This window comes from Brevundimonas sp. NIBR10, assembly GCF_027912515.1.
GTDB lineage: Bacteria > Pseudomonadota > Alphaproteobacteria > Caulobacterales > Caulobacteraceae > Brevundimonas.
In genome coordinates this window covers 2473607-2492857 of sequence record NZ_CP115464.1, presented here as the reverse complement: position 1 = coordinate 2492857, position 19251 = coordinate 2473607, and the positions used below count along the sequence as shown (strand labels likewise).

The 19251-nt window shown below is 64.0% G+C and carries 18 protein-coding genes and 1 pseudogene; 6 read left to right on the top strand and 13 right to left on the bottom strand.

Translation table 11 applies throughout. The annotated features are described in order from the left end of the window. Positions 1-72 precede the first annotated feature (72 nt). Positions 73-531 (top strand): MAPEG family protein, encoded by a 459-nt coding sequence (locus O5K39_RS12200; RefSeq protein WP_271143899.1) that lies wholly within the window; start codon positions 73-75, stop codon positions 529-531. Positions 532-624: 93 nt separating this feature from the next. Here O5K39_RS12200 and folE read toward each other — a convergent pair whose 3' ends face one another. Then, entirely contained in the window at positions 625-1125 is a 501-nt protein-coding gene (gene folE / locus O5K39_RS12195) for a GTP cyclohydrolase I (protein WP_348637130.1), read from the bottom strand. Positions 1126-1199: 74 nt separating this feature from the next. Next, positions 1200-3221 carry an FAD-dependent oxidoreductase gene (locus tag O5K39_RS12190; protein ID WP_271143898.1) on the bottom strand — a complete coding sequence of 674 codons (2022 nt, stop codon included), beginning with the start codon at positions 3219-3221 and terminating at the stop codon, positions 1200-1202. Between the two features lie 323 nt (positions 3222-3544). Between O5K39_RS12190 and O5K39_RS12185 the strand changes: the two genes are divergently transcribed. Genes O5K39_RS12185 through O5K39_RS12170 form a run of 4 tightly spaced genes read left to right on the top strand, consistent with a single transcriptional unit; the run spans position 3545 to position 6605 of the window. Further along, positions 3545-4312, top strand: coding sequence for an aldolase/citrate lyase family protein (locus O5K39_RS12185; protein WP_271143897.1), 768 nt, complete (start codon positions 3545-3547; stop codon positions 4310-4312). 42 nt (positions 4313-4354) lie between these two features. Next, positions 4355-5350, top strand: coding sequence for a thiamine pyrophosphate-dependent dehydrogenase E1 component subunit alpha (locus O5K39_RS12180; protein WP_271143896.1), 996 nt, complete (start codon positions 4355-4357; stop codon positions 5348-5350). Between the two features lie 11 nt (positions 5351-5361). Beyond that, positions 5362-6363 carry a transketolase C-terminal domain-containing protein gene (locus O5K39_RS12175; protein WP_271143895.1) on the top strand — a complete coding sequence of 334 codons (1002 nt, stop codon included), beginning with the start codon at positions 5362-5364 and terminating at the stop codon, positions 6361-6363. 2 nt (positions 6364-6365) lie between these two features. Beyond that, on the top strand, positions 6366-6605 hold the full coding sequence (locus O5K39_RS12170) for a biotin/lipoyl-containing protein (RefSeq protein ID WP_271143894.1): 240 nt from the start codon (positions 6366-6368) through the stop codon (positions 6603-6605). Between the two features lie 51 nt (positions 6606-6656). On the opposite strand, the gene O5K39_RS12165 is transcribed toward O5K39_RS12170, so the two are convergent. Then, on the bottom strand, positions 6657-7904 hold the full coding sequence (locus O5K39_RS12165) for an amidohydrolase family protein (RefSeq protein ID WP_271143893.1): 1248 nt from the start codon (positions 7902-7904) through the stop codon (positions 6657-6659). A gap of 15 nt (positions 7905-7919) precedes the next feature. Next, on the bottom strand, positions 7920-9647 hold the full coding sequence (locus tag O5K39_RS12160) for an amidohydrolase family protein (RefSeq protein ID WP_271143892.1): 1728 nt from the start codon (positions 9645-9647) through the stop codon (positions 7920-7922). 277 nt (positions 9648-9924) lie between these two features. Between O5K39_RS12160 and O5K39_RS12155 the strand changes: the two genes are divergently transcribed. Next, on the top strand, positions 9925-10221 hold the full coding sequence (locus tag O5K39_RS12155; protein WP_271143891.1) for an antibiotic biosynthesis monooxygenase: 297 nt from the start codon (positions 9925-9927) through the stop codon (positions 10219-10221). Between the two features lie 40 nt (positions 10222-10261). Here the strand turns inward: O5K39_RS12155 and O5K39_RS12150 are convergent, their stop codons facing one another. The 9 genes and pseudogenes from O5K39_RS12150 to O5K39_RS12110 all read right to left on the bottom strand — a co-directional run bounded on the left by O5K39_RS12150 (position 10262) and on the right by O5K39_RS12110 (position 19240). Next, complete coding sequence (locus O5K39_RS12150) at positions 10262-11227, bottom strand: alpha/beta hydrolase (RefSeq protein ID WP_271143890.1); 966 nt, start codon at positions 11225-11227, stop codon at positions 10262-10264. Between the two features lie 153 nt (positions 11228-11380). Beyond that, complete coding sequence (gene cofC / locus O5K39_RS12145) at positions 11381-12004, bottom strand: 2-phospho-L-lactate guanylyltransferase (protein ID WP_271143889.1); 624 nt, start codon at positions 12002-12004, stop codon at positions 11381-11383. Then, a complete protein-coding gene (gene cofD / locus O5K39_RS12140) occupies positions 12001-12933 on the bottom strand; it encodes a 2-phospho-L-lactate transferase (protein ID WP_271143888.1) in 933 nt (310 codons plus the stop codon). The genes cofC and cofD overlap by 4 nt, the downstream gene beginning before the upstream one ends. Next, positions 12930-13696, bottom strand: a pseudogene (gene cofE, locus O5K39_RS12135) (coenzyme F420-0:L-glutamate ligase). The gene cofD and the pseudogene cofE overlap by 4 nt, the downstream one beginning before the upstream one ends. A 2-nt stretch (positions 13697-13698) precedes the next feature. Further along, positions 13699-14364, bottom strand: a complete 666-nt coding sequence (gene npdG, locus O5K39_RS12130) for an NADPH-dependent F420 reductase (protein WP_271143887.1) — start codon at positions 14362-14364, stop codon at positions 13699-13701. Position 14365: 1 nt separating this feature from the next. Then, on the bottom strand, positions 14366-16690 hold the full coding sequence (gene cofH / locus O5K39_RS12125) for a 5-amino-6-(D-ribitylamino)uracil--L-tyrosine 4-hydroxyphenyl transferase CofH (protein ID WP_271143886.1): 2325 nt from the start codon (positions 16688-16690) through the stop codon (positions 14366-14368). Positions 16691-16725: 35 nt separating this feature from the next. Beyond that, on the bottom strand, positions 16726-17679 hold the full coding sequence (locus O5K39_RS12120; RefSeq protein WP_271143885.1) for a TIGR03619 family F420-dependent LLM class oxidoreductase: 954 nt from the start codon (positions 17677-17679) through the stop codon (positions 16726-16728). Next, complete coding sequence (locus tag O5K39_RS12115; RefSeq protein WP_271143884.1) at positions 17676-18755, bottom strand: Gfo/Idh/MocA family oxidoreductase; 1080 nt, start codon at positions 18753-18755, stop codon at positions 17676-17678. The genes O5K39_RS12120 and O5K39_RS12115 overlap by 4 nt, the downstream gene beginning before the upstream one ends. Next, a complete protein-coding gene (locus O5K39_RS12110) occupies positions 18752-19240 on the bottom strand; it encodes a nuclear transport factor 2 family protein (protein ID WP_271143883.1) in 489 nt (162 codons plus the stop codon). Before O5K39_RS12110 ends, O5K39_RS12115 begins: the two co-directional genes overlap by 4 nt. Between the last annotated feature and the right edge of the window lie 11 nt (positions 19241-19251).

The window sequence follows — 19251 nt, the reverse complement described above, 5'->3', positions numbered from 1 at the left end:
CCCTGTGGAGCGCGTTCCTGAGCCCGCGCCTCGGTCCAGCCGGATGTACCCATCGCCGCGCCGATAAACGACTTGGCCTGGATTGACAGCTTGCCCGGGCGATCTTCCAATCTGATCCTATCGAAGGGCGGCGTCATGAATCCTGAACTCCTCATCTTGGCGCTGGCTGCCGTTCTTCTGATGGTTCACATCTTCGCAGCCGCTCACCTGAAAACAAAACAGTACGGCGTCGACTGGAATATGGGGGCTCGTGATGATGTCCTCGTCCCGCTCAATCCCGGTGCAGGACGTCTCGTGCGCGCTCAATCGAATTACCTGGAGACGTTGCCGATTGCCGTCATCGCTCTGCTCGGCGTGGTCGTCAGCGGCCGTGGCGATCTTTGGACTGCGATCGGCGGCTGGATCTGGCTCGGTGCGCGTCTCGTATACCTCCCCGTCTATGCGGCTGGAATCCCCAAGGTTCGTACGCTCATTTTTCTGACAAGCCTGGTCGGCCTCGGCATGGCGATCTGGCCGCTCTTTCGCCTCTAGCCGCCGGTGATCCTGAACAGATTCACTCCTGCAGCGGGGCCGGTGTTGGGGTTCTCTGGGTAAAGAGGATCGCTTGGACGCCGGAATACGGTGTCACCGCGTGAGACGCAGGAACTCCTCGCGCGTGCGCGGATCATCGCGCACCACGCCCCGCAGGCTGGCGGTGGTCAGCTTGGCACCAGGAGAATTGGTCCCGCGCAGTGTCATGCAGCTGTGCCCAGCCTCGATGACCACACCGACGCCGGCGGGGTGAAGGACCTTTTCGATGGCCGTGGCGATCTCGGCCGTCATCTTCTCCTGAATCTGTAGTGGTTTCGCATAGTCGCGCACGACGCGCGCCAGCCTGGCGATGCCGACTAACCGATCCGTGGGCAGGTAGCCGACATGAACGACCCCGACGACCGGCAGCATGTGATGCTCGCAGAAGCCGACGAAGCGGATATCCTTCAGAGCGACGAGATGGTCGTAGCCGCCGACCTCCTCGAAGGTACGTTCCAGATAAACCCTAGGGTCGCCCTCGTAGCCGTCGAAAAGCTCCTTTTCGCTGCGAGCGACCGCGGGCGGGCGTGTCGAGCAGACCTTCGCGGTCCGGATCGTCTCCGGCCCACCGGATCAGGGTAGCGACGGCGGCTTCGGCCTCGGCGGCGGAGACGGGATCGGTCATCATTCTAAATGTTGCGAGCGAGGTACGCCGCTTCGTGGATCGCATTTCCATAAGACCGAGGCGAGCGGGCGTCGCCGATCACCTGAACGGTGATCCCTGTACCATACAGCGCCATGGAAAGCGGATCATGCGCCGTACGGCCCGGCGCGATGATGAGCGCGCCGCAGGCGATGTCCTCCGCCCGCCCGTCCGGGTGACCGACGCGGACCGACCCGCCGCCGATGGAAGTCAGGGTCATGCCTTGCTCGGACGTCAGTCCAGCCTGCCCGGCCCAACGCATCACCGCCTTGGACCGCGATCCGATATAGGGGGCCGGAGCCAGCGCCGACCTGGGATCGAGCAGCCGAACGGTTCGACCCTCCCGCGCCAAGTCCAGTGCGAGTTCGATCCCTTCGCCGGCACCCCAGATGACGATGGGGCCTGCCGGCAGGACCGACCGGTCTTTGAGAACGTCATCGATCAGGAGCGCGAACCCGCCATCCAGGGCTGCGTCCAGACCTTCGGCTTGCACTGGCGTCGGTCGAGCCCCGGTCGCGATCACGACCACGTCGGGTTTTTCGGCAATCAGTTGCTCGGCATCAACGTCCTGCCCTAGCCTGACCTCGACGCCGCTCTTTGCGATCATGGTGCGGTGCCATTCGGGCTGGTAGGCGATCTGCTCCATGTTGGGCAGATGGGGATAGTTGCCCGCCCAGTTCATGACGCCGCCTAGCGCGTCGGACTTCTCGAACAGGATGACGTCGTGACCGATCGCGTCGGCAACGATGGCGTATTCCATGCCGCCAGAGCCGCCGCCGACGATCGCGACCTTCCGCGGCCTATGAGTGGGTCTGATCCGGTATTCCCGGTCTCGTCCGAAGCTGGCGTTCTGGGCGGAACCGGCCCAGCCCTTGTTGAATATGTTGCCCTGAAGGAGCGAAGACCCCGTGCGGGTAGACCTTCTAATATCTTCCTCGCGGCCCTCGGCGATCTTGCGAGGAAAATCAGGGTCGTCGAGTGACTGACGGCAGGAGGCGAACAGATCGGCAGCGCCCGTCCGGATCATCGTGCGCATCTGGTCGGGCGTATTGATGTTGCACGACCCCATCAGGGGCATATCGATGCCCTTGGCCTGAAGGCCGGCCCGAAGCTTTTCGACGCTGGGAAGCGTGACGAGATTGGGGGTGTAGAAGCCGCCGCCGATCATCTCGCCCGAACTCAGTTCCGGGTTGCGGTCTTTGGCCGGCAGCATGGAACCGAATGTCGCGTCGATGCCCTCAACGCCAAGGGCGTGGAGACGAGGCGCGTAGTGCTCGACGAAATAGTCGATGTCGTAGCCGCCCTCGTAGTTCTCGTCGCAGCACATGCGTGGGAACTGGGCAAAGTCCTTGCCGCAGAGTTCCTGGGTCCGCTGGATGATCTGCTCGCAGAACAGGAAATGGTCCGAATACTCGTCGTTTCGTCCCTTGTTGGCCAACAGCGACAGCGTCACGTGCGGCAATGATCCGTGGCAGAAATGGTATGAAATGTAGTCGTACCCGGCTTCGCGAGCCCGACGGGCGGCCTGGGCAAAATCCTCGACCAGGCTGCGATAGACCTCGGTGGGAACCACGCCGGGCTCCTTGTTGCCGATCGCATAAGCCGCCGTCGGCCCCCAGGCCACAGTGCCCGGGATCCAGCCCTTGCCGGGATCGATAGGGAAGGATGCGCCGACGCCGGGGATCAGGCCACCGTAGAACAGCTGGATACCGGCCAGAGCACCATTATTGTGGATCACCTCAACCAGGTCGCGCTGTCCGATGATGTAGGTGTCGTCGTAGAGGCCCAGCATCCGTTCGTTGATAAGCCCGTCATAACGAACGCAGGTGGCACCGACGCAAACCGCGCCGAAACCGCCCGCCCCGAAGCTTTCGTAAGCGCCGGTGATCTTGCCCGTGACGTGTCCCGTCGGATCGGACATGTTCATGGTCGTCGGCGCATGAACGATGCGGTTCTTGAACTTCAGGTTCTTGGTCTGGAAGGGCTGAAGCAGCGGATCGTTGATCATGGCGTATCCTGGGGTGCGGGTGCGCAAGGGGAGATGCGCGTCTCCAAGGTCGTTCTACAGCTGGGCCTCTCAGCGGATCTCAGGTGATAAGGACCTCAAACCGCCCGACGGACCGCGTTGGACCTTTATTGCTGGCCTGCGAGCGACGGCAACGACGCCGCCGCGATTACCGCCCGTACGATGCCTTGCCGCCGCTGCGGTCGATATCAGAGCCGGGTCTGATCGGGCGTGATACCTGTGCCCGACAGCTTACAGGCGTTCGTCGATCGTAAGGGCCGCAGACGCTTACGCTGGCCCATCGATTTCGACATTTGGAGCGGCGCATGAATCCGATACGCAAGGCGCTGGAGAATGACGCAGCCACTCTTGGCACCTGGTATGGCATCCGGTGCAATCTGATCGCGGAGCGTTGCGGCGCAATCGGCTTCGACTGGGTCATCGTTGATCTCCAGCACGGCACCGCGAGCTGGGATGGCCTGCTGTCGCTGCTGCAGTCTTTGCAGCTCGGGGGGACCCATTCGCTCGTGCGCGTCACGGGGCATGATCCTGCCGAAATCGGGCGGGCATTGGATATCGGCGCGATCGGCGTCGTGGTACCGATGGTGTCCACCGCAGACCAGGCGAAATGCGTCGCGGACGCTACCCGTTTTCCTCCGCATGGAACCCGCTCGATCGGAGCGGCCCGAAACACCTTGGGCGGCGATCCCTTGAGCCAGGATCCCTTCTGCATGGTGATGATCGAGACCGTTGAGGGGATGGAGAACCTGGAGGCGATCGTGGCGACGCCGGGTGTGGACGGCGTCCTGCTGGGAGGAGCTGATCTGGCCGTCAGCATGGGTCTGACCAAGGACCAGATCTATGCCTCCTTGCCGCCTCCGCCCGTGGTGGAAGCGATGGAAAAAATCGTGGAGGCCTGCCGCAGGCACGGCAAGGTCGCCGGCAACGCGGCGATGGAGGCGTCAGAAGTCGAGGTGCTGCTCGCCCGCGGCATCCGCTTCATACCCATCTCCGCCGCCGCTCTATTTCTGATCAGCGGGGCCAAACGCGCCTTGATGGATTGCCGCACGGCTGTCGCCGCCTTCGCCGGCTGACCGTCCTGTAGCCCCTTTCCCGCACACATCCGCAGGAAGACCATGACCCATAGACCCAACGACCTCGGGCTCGAGAAATACCGCAGGATGATGCGCATTCGCGAGTTCGAGGCCGTCGCCGAGGCGATCCACGCCGCCGGGGAAGTTCCGGGATCGCTTCACACCTATACCGGTCAGGAGGCGACCGGCGTCGGGGCCTGCATCGCCCTGCGCGATGACGACTACATGGTCGGCAACCATCGCAGTCACGGCCACCCGATCGCCAAGGGCGCCGCGCTCGGCCCACTCATGGCTGAGCTGCTCGGCAAGGTGACAGGGGTCTGCAAGGGCAAGGGCGGCTCGATGCACCTGTCGGACTTCTCGGTTGGCAGCCTGGGCGAAACAAGCATTGTCGGATCCGGCATCCCTGTGGCCGCCGGGGCGGCGCTCGGAGCCAAGCTTCAGGGCACGGACCGGGTATCGCTGTGCTTCTTCGGCGATGGGGCGACCAATGAAGGCGCGTTTCACGAGGGCCTGAACCTGGCGGCCGTCTGGAGCCTGCCGGCGATCTTCCTGTGCGAGAACAATGGCTATGCGGTTTCGACGCCGGTGAGCCAGGTGGTGTCCATTCCCGATATCGCCGATCGCGCCAAGTCTTACGGCATGCCGTCGGCCATCGTGGACGGGCAGGACGTCGATGCTGTCGAGGCGGCGGTGGCCGAAGCTGTCGCGCGCGCCCGTGCCGGAGGCGGGCCTACCCTGATCGAGGCCAAGACCTATCGTTACGCCGAGCATGCAGTGAACATGGGCCGGGTATTGCGGGATCGGGGTACTGAAGTCGATGCGTGGCGCGAACGAGATCCGATCACGCTCTACAAGGCGCGCTTGACCGCCAATGGAACATCGCTCGAGGCGATCGAGACCATTGAACGAGAGGCCAAGGCCGATGTGGAGGCCGCCTTGGCCTTCGCACGCGCCAGTGACTATCCGGACCAACTGGCCGCGTTCGATGATGTCTTCGTCGATCGTCTCCCCATCCCTCACTATCTCGTGAACTGAAAGGCGAGCTTATGGCCAGAGGCAGTTACATCGAGGCGATCCGTCAGGCGCAGATGGAGGAGATGCAGCGCGACGAGCGCGTCTTCATCATGGGCGAGGACATCGTCTGCAACGTGTTCGGCACGACGACTGGCTTCACGGAGATGTTCGGCAAGGAGCGGGTCCGCGACACACCGATTTCGGAGAACGGATTCATCGGGGCATCGGCCGGCGCAGCCATGGTGGGAATGCGTCCCATCGTCGACGTGACGATTTCGTCCTTTCTGTATCCGGCCATGGATCAGATCATGAGCATCATTGCGAAGTCCCGCTACATCTATGGTGGCCAGGCGCGGCTGCCTCTCGTCATCCGCAGTTGCCTTTTCTACGGAAACTCCAACGCGGCCCAGCATAGCGACCGCCCCTACTCCATGTTCATGAACATGCCGGGGCTGAAGATCATCGTGCCGTCCGATGCCCGGGACATGAAGGGCCTGCTCAAGGCCGCGATCCGGGACGACGACCCGGTCCTGTGTTTCGAAGACAGTACCTGCTGGTCTAGCAAAGCCGACCTGCCCGACGACCCGGACTTTATCATCCCCCTAGGTGAGGGAGAGGTGAAGCGCGAGGGAACCGACATCTCGGTCATCGCCGTGGCGGGCGGCGTGCCAATCGCGCTGAAAGCCGCACAAAAGCTCGCAGCGGAGGGAATTTCACTTGAGGTCATCGACCCACGAACTCTCGTGCCGCTCGATCGCGCAATGATCCTCAAGTCAGTCCGCAAGACCGGTCGGGCGATTACCGTCGACCCCGCGCATCAGACATGCAGTGCGGCCAGCGAGATCTCGGCCCTGATCGCGGAACAGGCGTTCGACGCCCTGCGTGGCCCGGTCCTGCGGGTCGCGACGGCCGACACCCACCTGCCCTTCAGTCCGGCGATCGAGAAGGCGCTCTACCCCTCCGTCGATCGCATCGTGGCCGCCGCCTATCGCTTGGTGGGCGCCGAACATCGCCTTCCAGCCCAGGGAATCTAGTCATGGCCAAGATCAAGGTGCTTCTGCCGCAGTTCGGCATGGGAATGCAGGATGGTGAAATCGCCAACTGGCTGAAAGCGGTCGGCGATCGGGTCGAAGCCGGCGAAATCCTGCTTGAGGTGGAGGCCGCCAAGACCACTGTGGAAGTCCCTTCGCCCGGCAGCGGAGTCCTCACGGAAATCCTGGTTCAGCAAGGCGAGACTGCCGACGTCCGCAGCCATATCGCGACGATCGAGACCTGAACACAGCCAGGCGGACGCGATCCGGGACGCGCCGAGGATCGCGTCGAGCCGTCAGGCGTAGGTTAGTTCCCGTGCGTTATCGCGCATGATCCGACGGACGGCGTCGTCTGAAAAGTTCTCGATGTTGTCAAAGAAGTCCAGCGGATGAGCCACGCCCTCGCCGTGCGGCCAGTCCGATCCGAACAGGATGCGTTCAACCGGAATGTGCTTGGCAAGTTCATCGACGTCATCCTCGACGAAGGGTGCGACCCAGCAGTTGCGGTGGAATTGATCCACCGGATTGGTCTTGAACATGCCGGGGTACTGACCGTGCGCCAGCTGAAGGCTGTGCAGAAGCGGTCCAACCCAGGTTCCCCCGAACTCGACGAATGCCACCCGGAGGCGCGGGAACCGGTCAAAGAGGCCGTGTGAAATCATCGCCGCCGCATGGTCGTGAACCAGACGGTGTTTCAGCAACATGCTGACGAAGTTCGGGGCGTAGTCGTCTTTGCCCAAAGGTGGTGGGGCGTTGGTGGGGTCGAACGTGCGGGACAGATCGACATTCAGGCCCCAGGCCTTCACGACGGCATCGGCGACTCCCGAGTAGGCCTCTTCCTGACCGGCGTGCAGCGCCAGGGTGATGCCGGCCTCTTCAAGCCTTGCCCAGAAGGGGTCAAACAGGGGGTCCGCCGGCGACTTGTAACCCGCGCGGGTGAAGACCGGTCCGTGCCGCATCGTGACGATGCGAGCCCCCTTCTTCAGAGCCCATTCAAGCTCGGCGACCGCAGCGTCCGGATCTGAAAGCGTCAGGAAGGGCGCACTGAAGATGCGGTTCTGATAGGCGAAGCCCCATTCCTCCTCGATCCATTTGTTGAACCCGGTCAGGATGTTCATCGACGCTTCGGGATCGATCTGCAGCGGACCCTCGATGCAGACCCCGTGGGACGGAAACATCCAGCACGCCTCCACCCCCTGCTGATCCAGCGCCTGGAGGCGCTTTTCGCGATCGTAGTATTCGGGATGATCGGCGGGCTTCTGGGTGAACGCCCGGCGCATCGCGTCCTGGGAGTCGCGGCCCGCGAAGAAATCGAACATGGAACCCGGCACGGGTCGCAGATGCTCGTCGCCGGGACCCGGCAGCATCGTCCAGAGCTTGTCGCCCATGAAATAGCGGGTCGCGCCCTCGTGCTCGACCAACCGCAGGCCGCGATCCCTGTATTTCGGATCGCGGTAGCGCATGAATGCCTCGGCGGACTCCCAGTAATGATGGTCGGCGTCGAAGACGGGACCGAAGGTCTCGCGGGTCAGGGTTCTGGTCATGGCGCGTCCTAAGGCTCAGGCGGTTCCGTGCCGCAGCAATTTGCCGGGCGTGGCCTGGGTGCATTCGCCGTCGATGAAGGTGATTTCGCCGTTCACGATGATGTAGTGATAGCCGACGGCTTTCTGGATCAGCCGCCATTCGTTGGCCGGATAGTCCCAGACCCTTTCCTGGGGTCCGGCGTCCACGGTTTCAGGATCGTAGATGATGATGTCCGCCGCCATGTCCTCGGCGATGAACCCCCTGCCCTTCAGCCCCGCCGCCTGGGCGGGATAGGCCGACAGCCGCCAGTGGGCGTCTTCGAGAGACATCAGATCGTGCTCCCGGATCCAGTAACCCAGAAGCTCGGTCGGGAAACGTCCCGTGGTGATGAATTTGGTGTGGGCGCCGCCGTCGCTGATGCCCGGCAGGGCCATGGGCGAGTTGACCACCAATCTCATGCTCTCGGGCGGCGTCATGATCATCTCGGTCTCGAAGCCGCTCTTGAGTTCACCCCACAGCGCGATGTCGAGCAGCACGTCGATCGGATGCTTGTTCTCGCGCGCCGCGATCTCTCCGATCGTGTATCCCTCATAGGTCCGCTGCAACTCCAGCCCATTGGGAACATCGAGCGGAATCCAGCCGACCTTGATCAGGTCCAGGACGTACCCGGACCCGAACAGGCCGTTCCGTTCCGCCAGATTCTGCTTCATCCCCGCACGGCGTTCGGGGTCGGCCAGCTTGACCATCTTCTCGGCGATGGTCCCCATGCAGGCCTCTTTCCAGACCGGGACGGCATCGAGCAGATTGTAGTCCTCGAACGTGAACTGAGAGCCGAAATTGACAGTCTGGGCCTGGGCGTAGACGCGCAGCCCCTCCTCCTGGTTCAACACGTTCAGACGGTCGATCGCGGTCTGGGCGGTCATGGTGGCTCCGCCGTGCTGGTTGAGGGCGCCATCGGCCATGAGGGCGTTCCAGATCACGGGACGGCCGCTTTCGCGCGCCATCGTCTCGGCGAACTCCATATTGCCCGTGACCTGGGAAACCCCTCGCCCGGTCGAACCCATGGCGCGCGAGAAGGCCTTGAGATCGCGCTCGCTCATCAGGTCCGTGACCATGGGCGTTCCGTCGAAATCGAGCTGGACATTGCCCTCTATGCCGAGGATCTGGGCGCTGATGCCACAGCCTCCGACCTCCATGCCTTCGACGAGCAGGTCGCACATCTGCTGCAACTCTTCCTCGGTCGCCTGCCGCTTCTTGGCCTCGTCGGTGCCGACGACATAGCCGTAGAGGGGCGCGAGGGGCACGAAGGACATGACGTTCACGCCCTTGGGCGTACGCTCGACACTTTCCAGATACTCCTTGAAGGTCACCCAGTCCCACGGCATCCCCTCGCGCATCGTTTCGAGCGGGACAGCCTCGTTGCGGGTCAGCGAGAGCATGGCGCGCTCGCGATCCTCGGGCTTCACGGGCGCGAAGCCGAACCCGCAGTTGCCGATGACGACGCTGGTCACCCCGTGCCATCCCGACATCGTGCACCACGGATCCCAGAACAGCTGGCTGTCATAGTGGGTGTGCAGATCGACGACGCCCGGAGCCACGACCTTGCCCGCCGCATCGATAACCCGACCTGCGTCATCGACCGGAATATTTCCTCCGATCTGAACGATCTTGTCATCCTTGATCGCGATGTCACCGCGGAATCTCGGGGTGCGAAGACCATCGATGATGGTCCCGCCCTTGATGACGATATCGAATTTGGGCATCGGACAATCCAGTTGGCAGCACGTAACCTGTCACGTCCAGCTAGCGCTCACTGAAGCCGATTTACAATCTATCGGTCGGATCTTCGCAAAAGTCCGCCCGGACGATTACATAGTTATTTCAATGCTTAAGGCCTGAAAACCGAGAGGTTGAGGCGAGCCGTCACGTCAAGGTCTTCTGTCGTGCATGCGCATAGTCTGGCGCTGGCGCGACTTTCGGGTCATCGCGTGGCCCACCTCTCGACCCACCCGCTTTCAGCCTTTTCAGGGACGTTCTGACATGATCTTCGAGCAAGCCACGATCCAGGTCGCGCCTGAGAAGGCAGAGGCGTTCGAGGCCGCCATCGCAGCGACCGCGCCGCTGTTCCGCAAGGCTCAGGGCTGCACCAGCCTGGCGCTGGAGCGGATCGTGGAAACGCCCGGGCGCTATGTTCTCAGGATCGGCTGGAACACCGTCGAGGACCACACCGAGACCTTCACCAAATCCGCCGATTTCGCAGAGTTCGTGGCGACGGCTGGACCGTTTATGACCGAGACGCCCTCCGTCATCCATGTCGTGCCAACTTCGCTGTTCTAGGCCGGCGGGCGGCTTTTGAGGCCGCCCGCAGATCTGGACTTCAGCCGAGGCATTCTGCGATGAATCGCCGGACTTCCTCGTCGATCGCCAGGCCCTCCGGCGCCCCGGGGAAGCCAGTGTGCGGCCCGGCTTCGGTGACGTGCAGTTCCGCCCACACGCCCGCGGCCCGCAGGGCGCGGTGCATCCGAACCGTATTCGAGAGGTAGAGGTCGCGGGTGCCTGTCGTCAGGATAGTCCGAGGCCACCCCTTGGTCAGATCGCCGAACAATGGCGACAGATAGGGATGGTCCAGGTCATGCCCGTCGGCATACAGGAGGTTGACAGGCATCAGGCTTCTGAGCCCCGGGTCAACGCCGTTGTTGGTGTGGAAGCTGTCGCCGGATTCCGTCAAATCGATCTCGGGTGTCGCCAGGACCAGACCGGCTGGCAGGGGCAGACCTTCATCCCGGGCTCTCAGGATCAACGCGGCAGCCAGGTTGCCGCCGGCCGATCCTCCGCTGACGATGATGTCGGTCGCGGACACCACGCTCAACAGCGCGCGATAGGCTGAGATGCAGTCGTCCAGGGGGGCTGGATAGGGATGGTCCGGCGGCATCCGGTAGTCGACCGCCCAGATTCTGCGTTGGAGGCGCGCTGCGGAACCGATACCCATCATGCGGCACAGTTCTCCGCCGCACATGATCAGCCCGCCACCATGCAGGTCGAGGACGACACCACGACTGTCCGACGCGAGGCCTTGCGGTTGGATATCGTAGACGCGCACACCATCGGCGTCCCGGGTTTCCACCTCGGCCTGAAAATGAGCCATCATGCCGCTCAGGAAGGGCAGCACAGCCTCATCGGTCGCCGACACCAGCGCCCGCCAAGCCGTCTTGTCCTCGATCGGCGGATAGGGTGGGCTAGGCATGCCCGGACCCAGATAGGCGCGGGCGATGTCGCTCAGAAAAGCAGGGATGGGAATATCCCGCGCCGGCACATGCTGCATCGGGGGGGTGGCGTCCGTCATGTCCGTCGTCTCCTGCTAACCTTGATTGTGACTGAAGAGACCCGGTCAGCCGGGTCGCTTCCTATAATGTGCAACCCGTGGCCGCTCCTGCGCCCGTTGCCGAATGGCCGGACGATCGACCTACCAAACCTGGGCAATACGAGAACCATCAAGCTAACAGGTGAAAGCTTGAAGCGAAATGTCAAACGCGGTCGACACCTTGGCCCCGAGCGACGTCGGTGGAAGAAATCCCTGCCCAACGGCGTCCTCCAGATCGCGTGGAAGGTCGAGGTCGAGAGCGAGGCCAGGCCGGCGCACGATCGCCGCGCTCGGCATGAGGCTCCTGTGAAGCGCCAGACTGTCGGGACCGAAGGCAAACCTTAGATTGCCGGCCTCGCGCGCGGCCAAGGCGTTGGTCCCGCGTGACCAACGATCAGGTGCGATGGCCGCGCCACCCTCACCCATCGCGACCAGGGTTTCCACGTCAGCCGGGGCCAGGGTCGGCAGATCTGCGTGGACAACCATCAACCGGCCGGCAATGCCCCGGGCAGCAGCCGCCAGTTCCGGGTTCAGGCCGCGACCGTGATCGACGCTTAATCGCCCGCGCCAACCCTTCGGGCGCACCGACGAAAGCACGATGACCTCCCTCACCGATGGTGAGGCGGCCAGCGCCGCCAGCACTCGGTGCAGCATGCGATCCGCGAGTTCGTCTCGCGCATCCTCGCTGAACACCGAGCCCAGCCGGGTCTTGCGCCGGCCTGCCGACTTGATCGGCACAAGAGCGGTCCAGGCGGTCATTGCAGCCGGTCCGCCAACGCCAGCGCCGCCCTGGCCACCCGCGCGCGGTCAGCCAGAGTGTGCATTAGAGTGTCGCAGACATCGTAGGGCACGCCGAGGTCAAGAACGGCGTCGCGCTCGTCGACCAGCATCGCGTCAACCACATCCCCATAGTGCGCGAGCACGGCTTCGGGCGACACAGCACTCCCGAGTTCTCGCATGAGCTTGGCCGTTGGCCCCTTGACGGCATTACCGCCGACGACGGGCGACACCACCACCACGGGTGCCCGCGCTGAATGGAGGGCGTCTCGAATGCCGGGAACCGCCAGTATCGGGTCGATGCTCAGATAGGGGTTGGACGGCGCGATGAGAATGGCCCGTACGTCTTCGGCCAGGATCGTGGAGATTACATCGGGTCCTGGCCGGGCGGCAGCCGCGCCCTGAAAGTCGATGCGACGGACGACGGGCAGACACCGCTTCTCGACGAAATAGGTCTGAAAGGCCAGGTCGCCCTCGTCGGTATCGAGATGAGTCGATACCGGCTGATCGCTCATGGGCAGGATGCGCGCGCCGATACCCCACGCGCTTGCGAAATCGGCCGTGATCGTCGTCAGGGTGTCTCCTGTCGCCAGCCGAGCCGACCGAAGGACATGAAGCGCCAGGTCACCGTCCCCCAGGGCAAACCAGTCCTCGCCCCCCAATCGGCGAAGGGCTTCCATGAAGGCCCAGGTTTCGCCCTCGCGTCCCCACCCCTGAGCTGCATTGGCCTGTCCGCTGAGGGTGTAGAGCAGGGTGTCGATATCGGGTGAGACCCACAGGCCTAGGTGGCGAAAATCGTCGCCCGTGTTGACGATGGCGGTGATGCTGGAGGGTTCCACGACCTGCTGAAGTCCGAGCACCAGCTTGGCGCCGCCGACCCCGCCCGTCAGGACAAGGGTGCGCCCGCTCATCGAAACAGGTCCTGTTCAGCGGGCCGGACAAGTGCAGTCGCCGGAAAGCTCTGGCCGCTCCATCGATAGCCCCTGACAAGGGCCGCAGGAATGCCCTCGTCGCCCTCGCCGCACACCAATCCGGCCGCCGTTGCGATCATGTCGCCCAAGGCGATCTGGGTCACCTCGAGTGTGCGCCCGTCACGATCCGGTTCCCCACGCCTGTCAAGCAGCGCCGGAAGTCCGCTGGCCCCGATGGCGACATTGACGACGCCATGTCGCCAAGGCCTGCCAAAACTGTCGGAGATGACGATGGCCGGAGCGACGCCAAAATGCTTCGCCATGGCTGTTCTCAAACGATCCGCTGACTGGTCAGGATCGAGGGCAGGAGCAGTACTTGCTCGGCCGTCGCGTTCCCGAGATTGGATTGGTCTATCCCGGCATTGGCCATCACCAATCCCAGGCGGTGACGTGTAATCAGGACGTGGGGAACGGCACGAACCACCGAGGCCGACTCGCCGAGGACCAGTTCGACAAGCCGCGGGTCCTTTCGCGTCATCTCGGCCAGACGACGCGCTTCATTTCCCGGCCGAACGGTCGCAAGATCGACCAGGCGACCCTCGGCCTTGGACACGATCTTGGAGGTTACGACGAGGATGTCGTGGCCTGTCACCGTCAGGCCCGCCTCATCCAGGGCGGCGACGAGCAGGTCCTCGAGGATTTCGCCCGGCCGGACTTCCCCGATTCCGACAAGCGGATGGATCTCGACGGACCGCGCGCCCATGCTCAGTCGGCCGGCTCTGTCAGCGTGCCCGTGATCTGCAACCCGGCGCCGTCGACCGCATAGGTCTTGTTGATGAAGATGAGCAGCGAGGTCATGGCCTCGGCCGCCGCCGAATTCACCAGGGCCCCGCCATGCAGGCCCCGCAGGGCGCAGTCACGGACCAGACTGATCACCTTCGTGCGCGCAGCCTTGTCATCACCGAACACCAGAACGTCGCAGGCGACATCCTCGTCCTTGATCAACTTGTGGGCCGCCACATTGTGGAAGGCGGAGACAACCGTCACACCATCCCCGAGAATTCCCTGAGCCCGCACGGCGGCGCTCCCCTCAGGCGGCAGTTGGACGCGCATGACCTTTGGTGGGACCAAGGGCACCGTGGTGTCGACGACGATCTTGCCGGTCAGATGAGGCGCGATCTGGCGCAGCGTATCGCCTTGGGCGGCGAAGGGGACCGTGACGATCACGATGTCGGCGGTGGCGGCGGCGTCTTCGTTGGCCAGGCCGGTGATTCCGAACCCGAGAGTTTCAGCTGCCGATGCAGCGCTTTCCAGCGTCCGCGACCCCACGATGACCGTCCGGCCGGCCTTTGCGAGTCGTCGGGCAATGGCGGAACCAAGGGCCCCCGTTCCACCGATGACCCCGATCTTGCCGATATTCGTCTCGCTCACGTCAAGCTCCTGTTTTGAGAGGAGCGCGGCTGGCGACGCTCCCGTAGGTCGTGGTGCGCTGAACCAGGGGCCGACCGGCCCTGATAGCCAACGCACTCATCTGTTCGGCACCACAAAGCTGGCCGTGCCGGCCGCCGGCAGCCCGGGTTATCGACTCATCCATCAGCGTCCCGCCTAGATCGTTGGCACCGGCTCGCAAGGCCGCAACCACACCATCCGGCCCCATCTTCACCCAACTGGCCTGGATGTTCGGAATGAAGGAATGCAGCACCAACCGGGCGACCGCGTGCATCAGCAGGGCCTCGCGGAAACTGGGGCCCGAACGAGAGCCGCCCTTGCGCCACATCGGCGCTTCCATATGCACGAACGGCAAAGGCACGAACTCGGTGAATCCACCAGTCTGTTCCTGCAGATCGCGGATGGCCAACAGATGCCTCGCCCAGTGTCGATAGCCGTCGACATGGCCGAACATGATGGTGGCGGTCGAGCGCAGGCCCACCTCGTGGGCGGCCCGCATCACGTCCAGCCACCCCTGGGTGTTGACCTTGTCCGGACAGATGAGCGCGCGAACCTCATCGTCAAGGATCTCGGCGGCGGTGCCCGGCAAGGTCGAGAGCCCCGCCTCTTTCAGCCAGGCAAGATAGGCGTCCAGAGGCATGCCGAGGCTGCTGGCACCGTGGCTGATCTCCAGGGGCGAGAAGGCGTGAATATGCACATCGGGAGCAGCGGTACGAACAGCGCCCAGAAGTCGGTGGTAGGTGTGCCCGTCAAACTTCGGGTGAATGCCACCCTGCATGCAGACCTCGGTAGCGCCACGGGCGACCGCCTCTGCCGCGCGCTGCCCGACCTCGGCATCCTCGACCAGATAGGCAGGCCCCCGCAGGTCTCGCGTCCCGCCCTTGGAGAAGGCGCAGAAGGTGCAGCGGTACAGGCAGATGTTGGTGTAGTTGATGTTGCGGTTCACCACATAGGTGATCGCATCGCCCGACGCCTGACGGCGAAGCTCGTCCGCCGCGGCGCACAGGCGCGCAATGTCAGGTCCATCGGCCAGAAACAGCGTTGTGATGTCGGACACGTCGAGCCGTTCACCGACCGATGCCCGCGCAATGAGTTCGTCGATCCGCCTCGACGACGTCGTGACGCCTGTCTGCAGGATCGAGGGCGCAGGCTCGACGCCTCCCGCGCGCCAGGCTTCAACCACCGGTAGTCCTCGGGCATCGACGGCGCGGCGGACGCGGGTGGCCAGTTTCGGATCCAGCCAATGGCCCGTCTTGAGGGCAAACCGGGGCGCAACGGCGAGACGTTCGACCAGGACCCGTCCGGCAGCGGCCGTGACCTTGGCGAGGGCATCCAGGTGCGGCCAGGGCGCTTCAGGATTGACGTGATCAGGCGTGACGGGCGACACCCCGCCCCAGTCGTTGACCCCGGCTGCGAGCAGTTGCGGCAGAGCGTCGGACTGCAGGTTGGGCGGGGCCTGGATCGTCATCTCTCCGCCCAGGATCAACCGGGCCGCCGCGACCGTCCAAAGGTGATCGCCGAGCGAGGGCTCCGGGTGATCCGCCATTTTCGTACCGGGCTTGGCGCGGAAATTCTGGACGATGACTTCCTGGATATGACCGTAACGCAGATGCAGATCGCGGATCGCGACCAGGGTCTCGACCCGTTCAGCCCGGGTTTCGCCGATGCCGATCAGCAACCCGGTGGTGAACGGCACGGCCGCACGGCCCGCCGCCTCGATCGAAGCGAGGCGATGGCCCGGCGCCTTGTCGGGCGACCCGTAATGGGGCCCACCGCGCTGACCCAACCGTTCTGACGTGGACTCCAGCATGAGGCCCATGGACGCCGCGACCGGCCGAAGCGCGGCAAAGTCTGCATCGCTCATCAGGCCCGGATTGAGATGGGGCAGCAGCCCTGTCTCGTCGAGGACCAGTTGGGCCACCTCGCGCAGATAGGACAGGGTCGTCTCGTGACCCAGGGCTTCCAGCGCCTTGCGAGCGGCCGGATGGCGGGCCTCGGGGACATCGCCGAGCGTGAACAGAGCTTCGCGGCAGCCGGCCTTGGCTCCCGCCCGCGCAATCGTCAGCACGGCTTCACGATCCAGATAGGCGCTCTCGACGTGGCTCGGCGTCGTGGCGAAGGTGCAGTAGTGACAGACGTCTCGGCAGAGACGTGTGAGCGGGATGAACACCTTGCGCGAATAGGTGACCATGCTTCCGTGATGCGCCAGCGTCAGGGCCTCGGCGTCGCGGACCAGGCTGTGCAGCGGCGTGGCCTCCACCACTGCAGCGATCGCCCCGGCGGACAGGTCTGACGCGAAGCCCGACATTCACATGCTCCGCTGGCGCAACGAAAGGACTGTCGTCACCACTCTTCTCCGGGCGACGCGGCTGTATCGGACCGGCTGGACGGGAACAGGCGACCGACGATCTCCTCGCCGAACCACTGCACGTGTTCAATATAGGCCTGTCGGCTCGGGTGTGGAGGCTCGACCATGGCCCAGGTCACGCCCACGGATGCTAGCTCGCCGATGTCATCGATATATTTCTGGATGCCGTCGCTGGAGCCGAACACCAGCTTCTCTTGCGGTCCGATGCAGATATCGAACTGCCCCGCCTTGTTCTGGGCGGCCCTCATCTCCTGGAGATCCGAAATCTTGCCACTCAGTTGCTCGACCGAATGGATGCCGGACTCCTGATTGAGGGAAGTCATGCCGGGCGCGGCAAAGAACGGCGACCAGCCGTCCCCCCATTTGGCAGCGCGCTCCACGGCCTTGTCGCTGCCGCCGCCGATCCAGACGGGCGGCTGGGTGTCGGGCGTGGGCCGGGGCTCGTTGCCTCGGGCAATGAAGTTGCGGCCTTCCTTGACCACGGCGCCCCCGGCCCATGCCAGACGCAGGACTTCGAGGCCTTCGTCGAAAATCGCGCCGCGCTTGTGAAAGTCCACGCCCAGGGCCTCGAACTCGATCTTCTGGTAACCGGCTCCCAGGCCGAGGATCAGCCGACCACCCGACAGAACCTGCAAGGTGGCGGCGGCCTTCGCCGTCAGGAATGGATTTCGGTACGGCATGACCAAGATGTTGGTGTGGAACTTCAACCGCGTCGTCATCGCCGCAAGGAAGCCGAATGTCGTGAACGGATCGACCGCGTCATGGCCATTGGCGTGCAGCCACTCCGCTGAAGGGGCCGGATGGTCGGTGAGGTAGCAGGCGTCGACCTTCGCCGCTTCAAGCGCGACCGCCATCTCGCGCAACGCCTCTGTGGTCTGAAATTCGCCGGGCGTGATATCGCCGACGGGGATGGCCATGGTGAATTTCATGTCGTTGCTCCTGTCGTCCGGTGGCCGGACGTCGATGCTAGGTCGATGGTCTCAAGCAGTCGGCTCAGCCGAACCGCGCGTTCAAAGTCGGGGACTGTTCGCTGTCCGGCGCGGATGTCCGAGGCCAGGCGCGCATAGCTCTCGGCCAGGTTCGCCGGCGGCCCGGTCAGGTCTGTAGTCGCAACGACAGGCGGCGGATCGTTCACGCTGGTCTCCAGGGTCAGAACGCCCCCCTGGAACCCACCGACGAAATCCCCGGTGATGCGGATCCATCCCGCGTCACCGTCCAACTCCAGCCGGAAGGGCTTTCCGGTGACGCCCCCCGCGACTTCGAGGGTCGACACACAGCCCCCGGCATGACGCCCCAGGACCATCATGTGATCGGCGCAGGTCCGCTCGACAGCCCCCTCCCCGACCACATCGATTTGACTGTGCAGGATGCTGTTGCGCGCATCCACCTCGACGAACGCACCGACGAGCGCCTCCATCACCGCCAGGGTGTGACCGCCCGCGATGGTCTCCAGGGTTGCGCCGTTTCGCTTGTCTTGAAGATAAGCATAGTGAGGCGGTGCTTGAATGCCCCATCCGGCCGTGGGGGAAAACACCCGCATCGCCAGCGGACGCCCGACGGAGCCGCTCTGTACAAGATCAATCGCCGCGCGCACCGCGGGAGACGAGAGGCCCTGTAGGCCGATCATCACATGGCTCTCTGGACCGACTGCTGCGGCCATCTCCTGCGCCTCTGCAAGGTCGCAACCCAGAGGCCATTCACAATAGACGTGCTTGCCTGCCGCCAGGGCCGCGAGGACGACGGCGCGATGTTCGGGCACCTTGACCACCACGCAAACCAGATCGATCGAGGGGCTGCGGGCCAGTTCGAGTGAATCCCCAAAGGCTGCCTCGGCCCCGTAGGCTTCGCGCGCTTCCTCGGCCAAGACCTGAGTCCGGGCCGAGACCGCCGATAGGACAAAATCCCCCAAGAGTTCTCGGAGCGCGGGGATGTGAGCGTCACGCGCCCAGCCCCGCTTCGCGTTGGCCCCCACTATTCCGACACGGATCGGCGGTTGTGCACTCATTGCCCCGGGCCCTCCTTCAGGCGGCCGAGCAATCGGGAGGCGGCAGGATCGCCATCCAGCATGTTGTTCTGGCGATGGACAATCTTCCACGCACCGTCCGATTGCCGAGCGAGCTCAAGGCGCGACGCGCTCAGCCGACCGATGAAGAAGCCGTCGTCACCATGCCTGGCCACCATTGTGTGGCAGGTGGCGATCGCCTTGTCGCCCTCCACCAGGACATGCGGCACGGTCGACATATGCGCGCAGCCGGCACCGACATAGGCGAGGTGGCCCGGATCACGCGTGATGGCCTCGATGGTCTCTCGACCCTTCATCTCCCCGATGTCGCCGACAGCGTAGACGCCGTCATCCGTGTAGCAGGCCCCGACAGCTGCGGCATTCAGACCATCGACCGCATAGCCATAGCTATTGACCACCTGATAGATGGCAAGCTGGTCCTCGAGCTTCTGCAGCCGGGCCTCTACTGGCGAATGATCGCTTGTCATGACGTTTGCCC

Excerpts from the sequence above, each read along its gene's own strand:
- O5K39_RS12190 (WP_271143898.1), bottom strand. The coding sequence starts at position 3,221 with ATGATCAACGATCCGCTGCTTCAGCCCTTCCAGACCAAGAACCTGAAG.
- O5K39_RS12185 (WP_271143897.1), top strand. The coding sequence starts at position 3,545 with ATGAATCCGATACGCAAGGCGCTGGAGAATGACGCAGCCACTCTTGGC.
- O5K39_RS12180 (WP_271143896.1), top strand. The coding sequence starts at position 4,355 with ATGACCCATAGACCCAACGACCTCGGGCTCGAGAAATACCGCAGGATG.
- O5K39_RS12175 (WP_271143895.1), top strand. The coding sequence starts at position 5,362 with ATGGCCAGAGGCAGTTACATCGAGGCGATCCGTCAGGCGCAGATGGAG.
- O5K39_RS12170 (WP_271143894.1), top strand. The coding sequence starts at position 6,366 with ATGGCCAAGATCAAGGTGCTTCTGCCGCAGTTCGGCATGGGAATGCAG.
- O5K39_RS12165 (WP_271143893.1), bottom strand. The coding sequence starts at position 7,904 with ATGACCAGAACCCTGACCCGCGAGACCTTCGGTCCCGTCTTCGACGCC.
- O5K39_RS12160 (WP_271143892.1), bottom strand. The coding sequence starts at position 9,647 with ATGCCCAAATTCGATATCGTCATCAAGGGCGGGACCATCATCGATGGT.
- O5K39_RS12155 (WP_271143891.1), top strand. The coding sequence starts at position 9,925 with ATGATCTTCGAGCAAGCCACGATCCAGGTCGCGCCTGAGAAGGCAGAG.
- O5K39_RS12150 (WP_271143890.1), bottom strand. The coding sequence starts at position 11,227 with ATGACGGACGCCACCCCCCCGATGCAGCATGTGCCGGCGCGGGATATT.
- cofC (WP_271143889.1), bottom strand. The coding sequence starts at position 12,004 with ATGACCGCCTGGACCGCTCTTGTGCCGATCAAGTCGGCAGGCCGGCGC.
- cofD (WP_271143888.1), bottom strand. The coding sequence starts at position 12,933 with ATGAGCGGGCGCACCCTTGTCCTGACGGGCGGGGTCGGCGGCGCCAAG.
- cofH (WP_271143886.1), bottom strand. The coding sequence starts at position 16,690 with ATGTCGGGCTTCGCGTCAGACCTGTCCGCCGGGGCGATCGCTGCAGTG.
- O5K39_RS12120 (WP_271143885.1), bottom strand. The coding sequence starts at position 17,679 with ATGAAATTCACCATGGCCATCCCCGTCGGCGATATCACGCCCGGCGAA.
- O5K39_RS12115 (WP_271143884.1), bottom strand. The coding sequence starts at position 18,755 with ATGAGTGCACAACCGCCGATCCGTGTCGGAATAGTGGGGGCCAACGCG.
- O5K39_RS12110 (WP_271143883.1), bottom strand. The coding sequence starts at position 19,240 with ATGACAAGCGATCATTCGCCAGTAGAGGCCCGGCTGCAGAAGCTCGAG.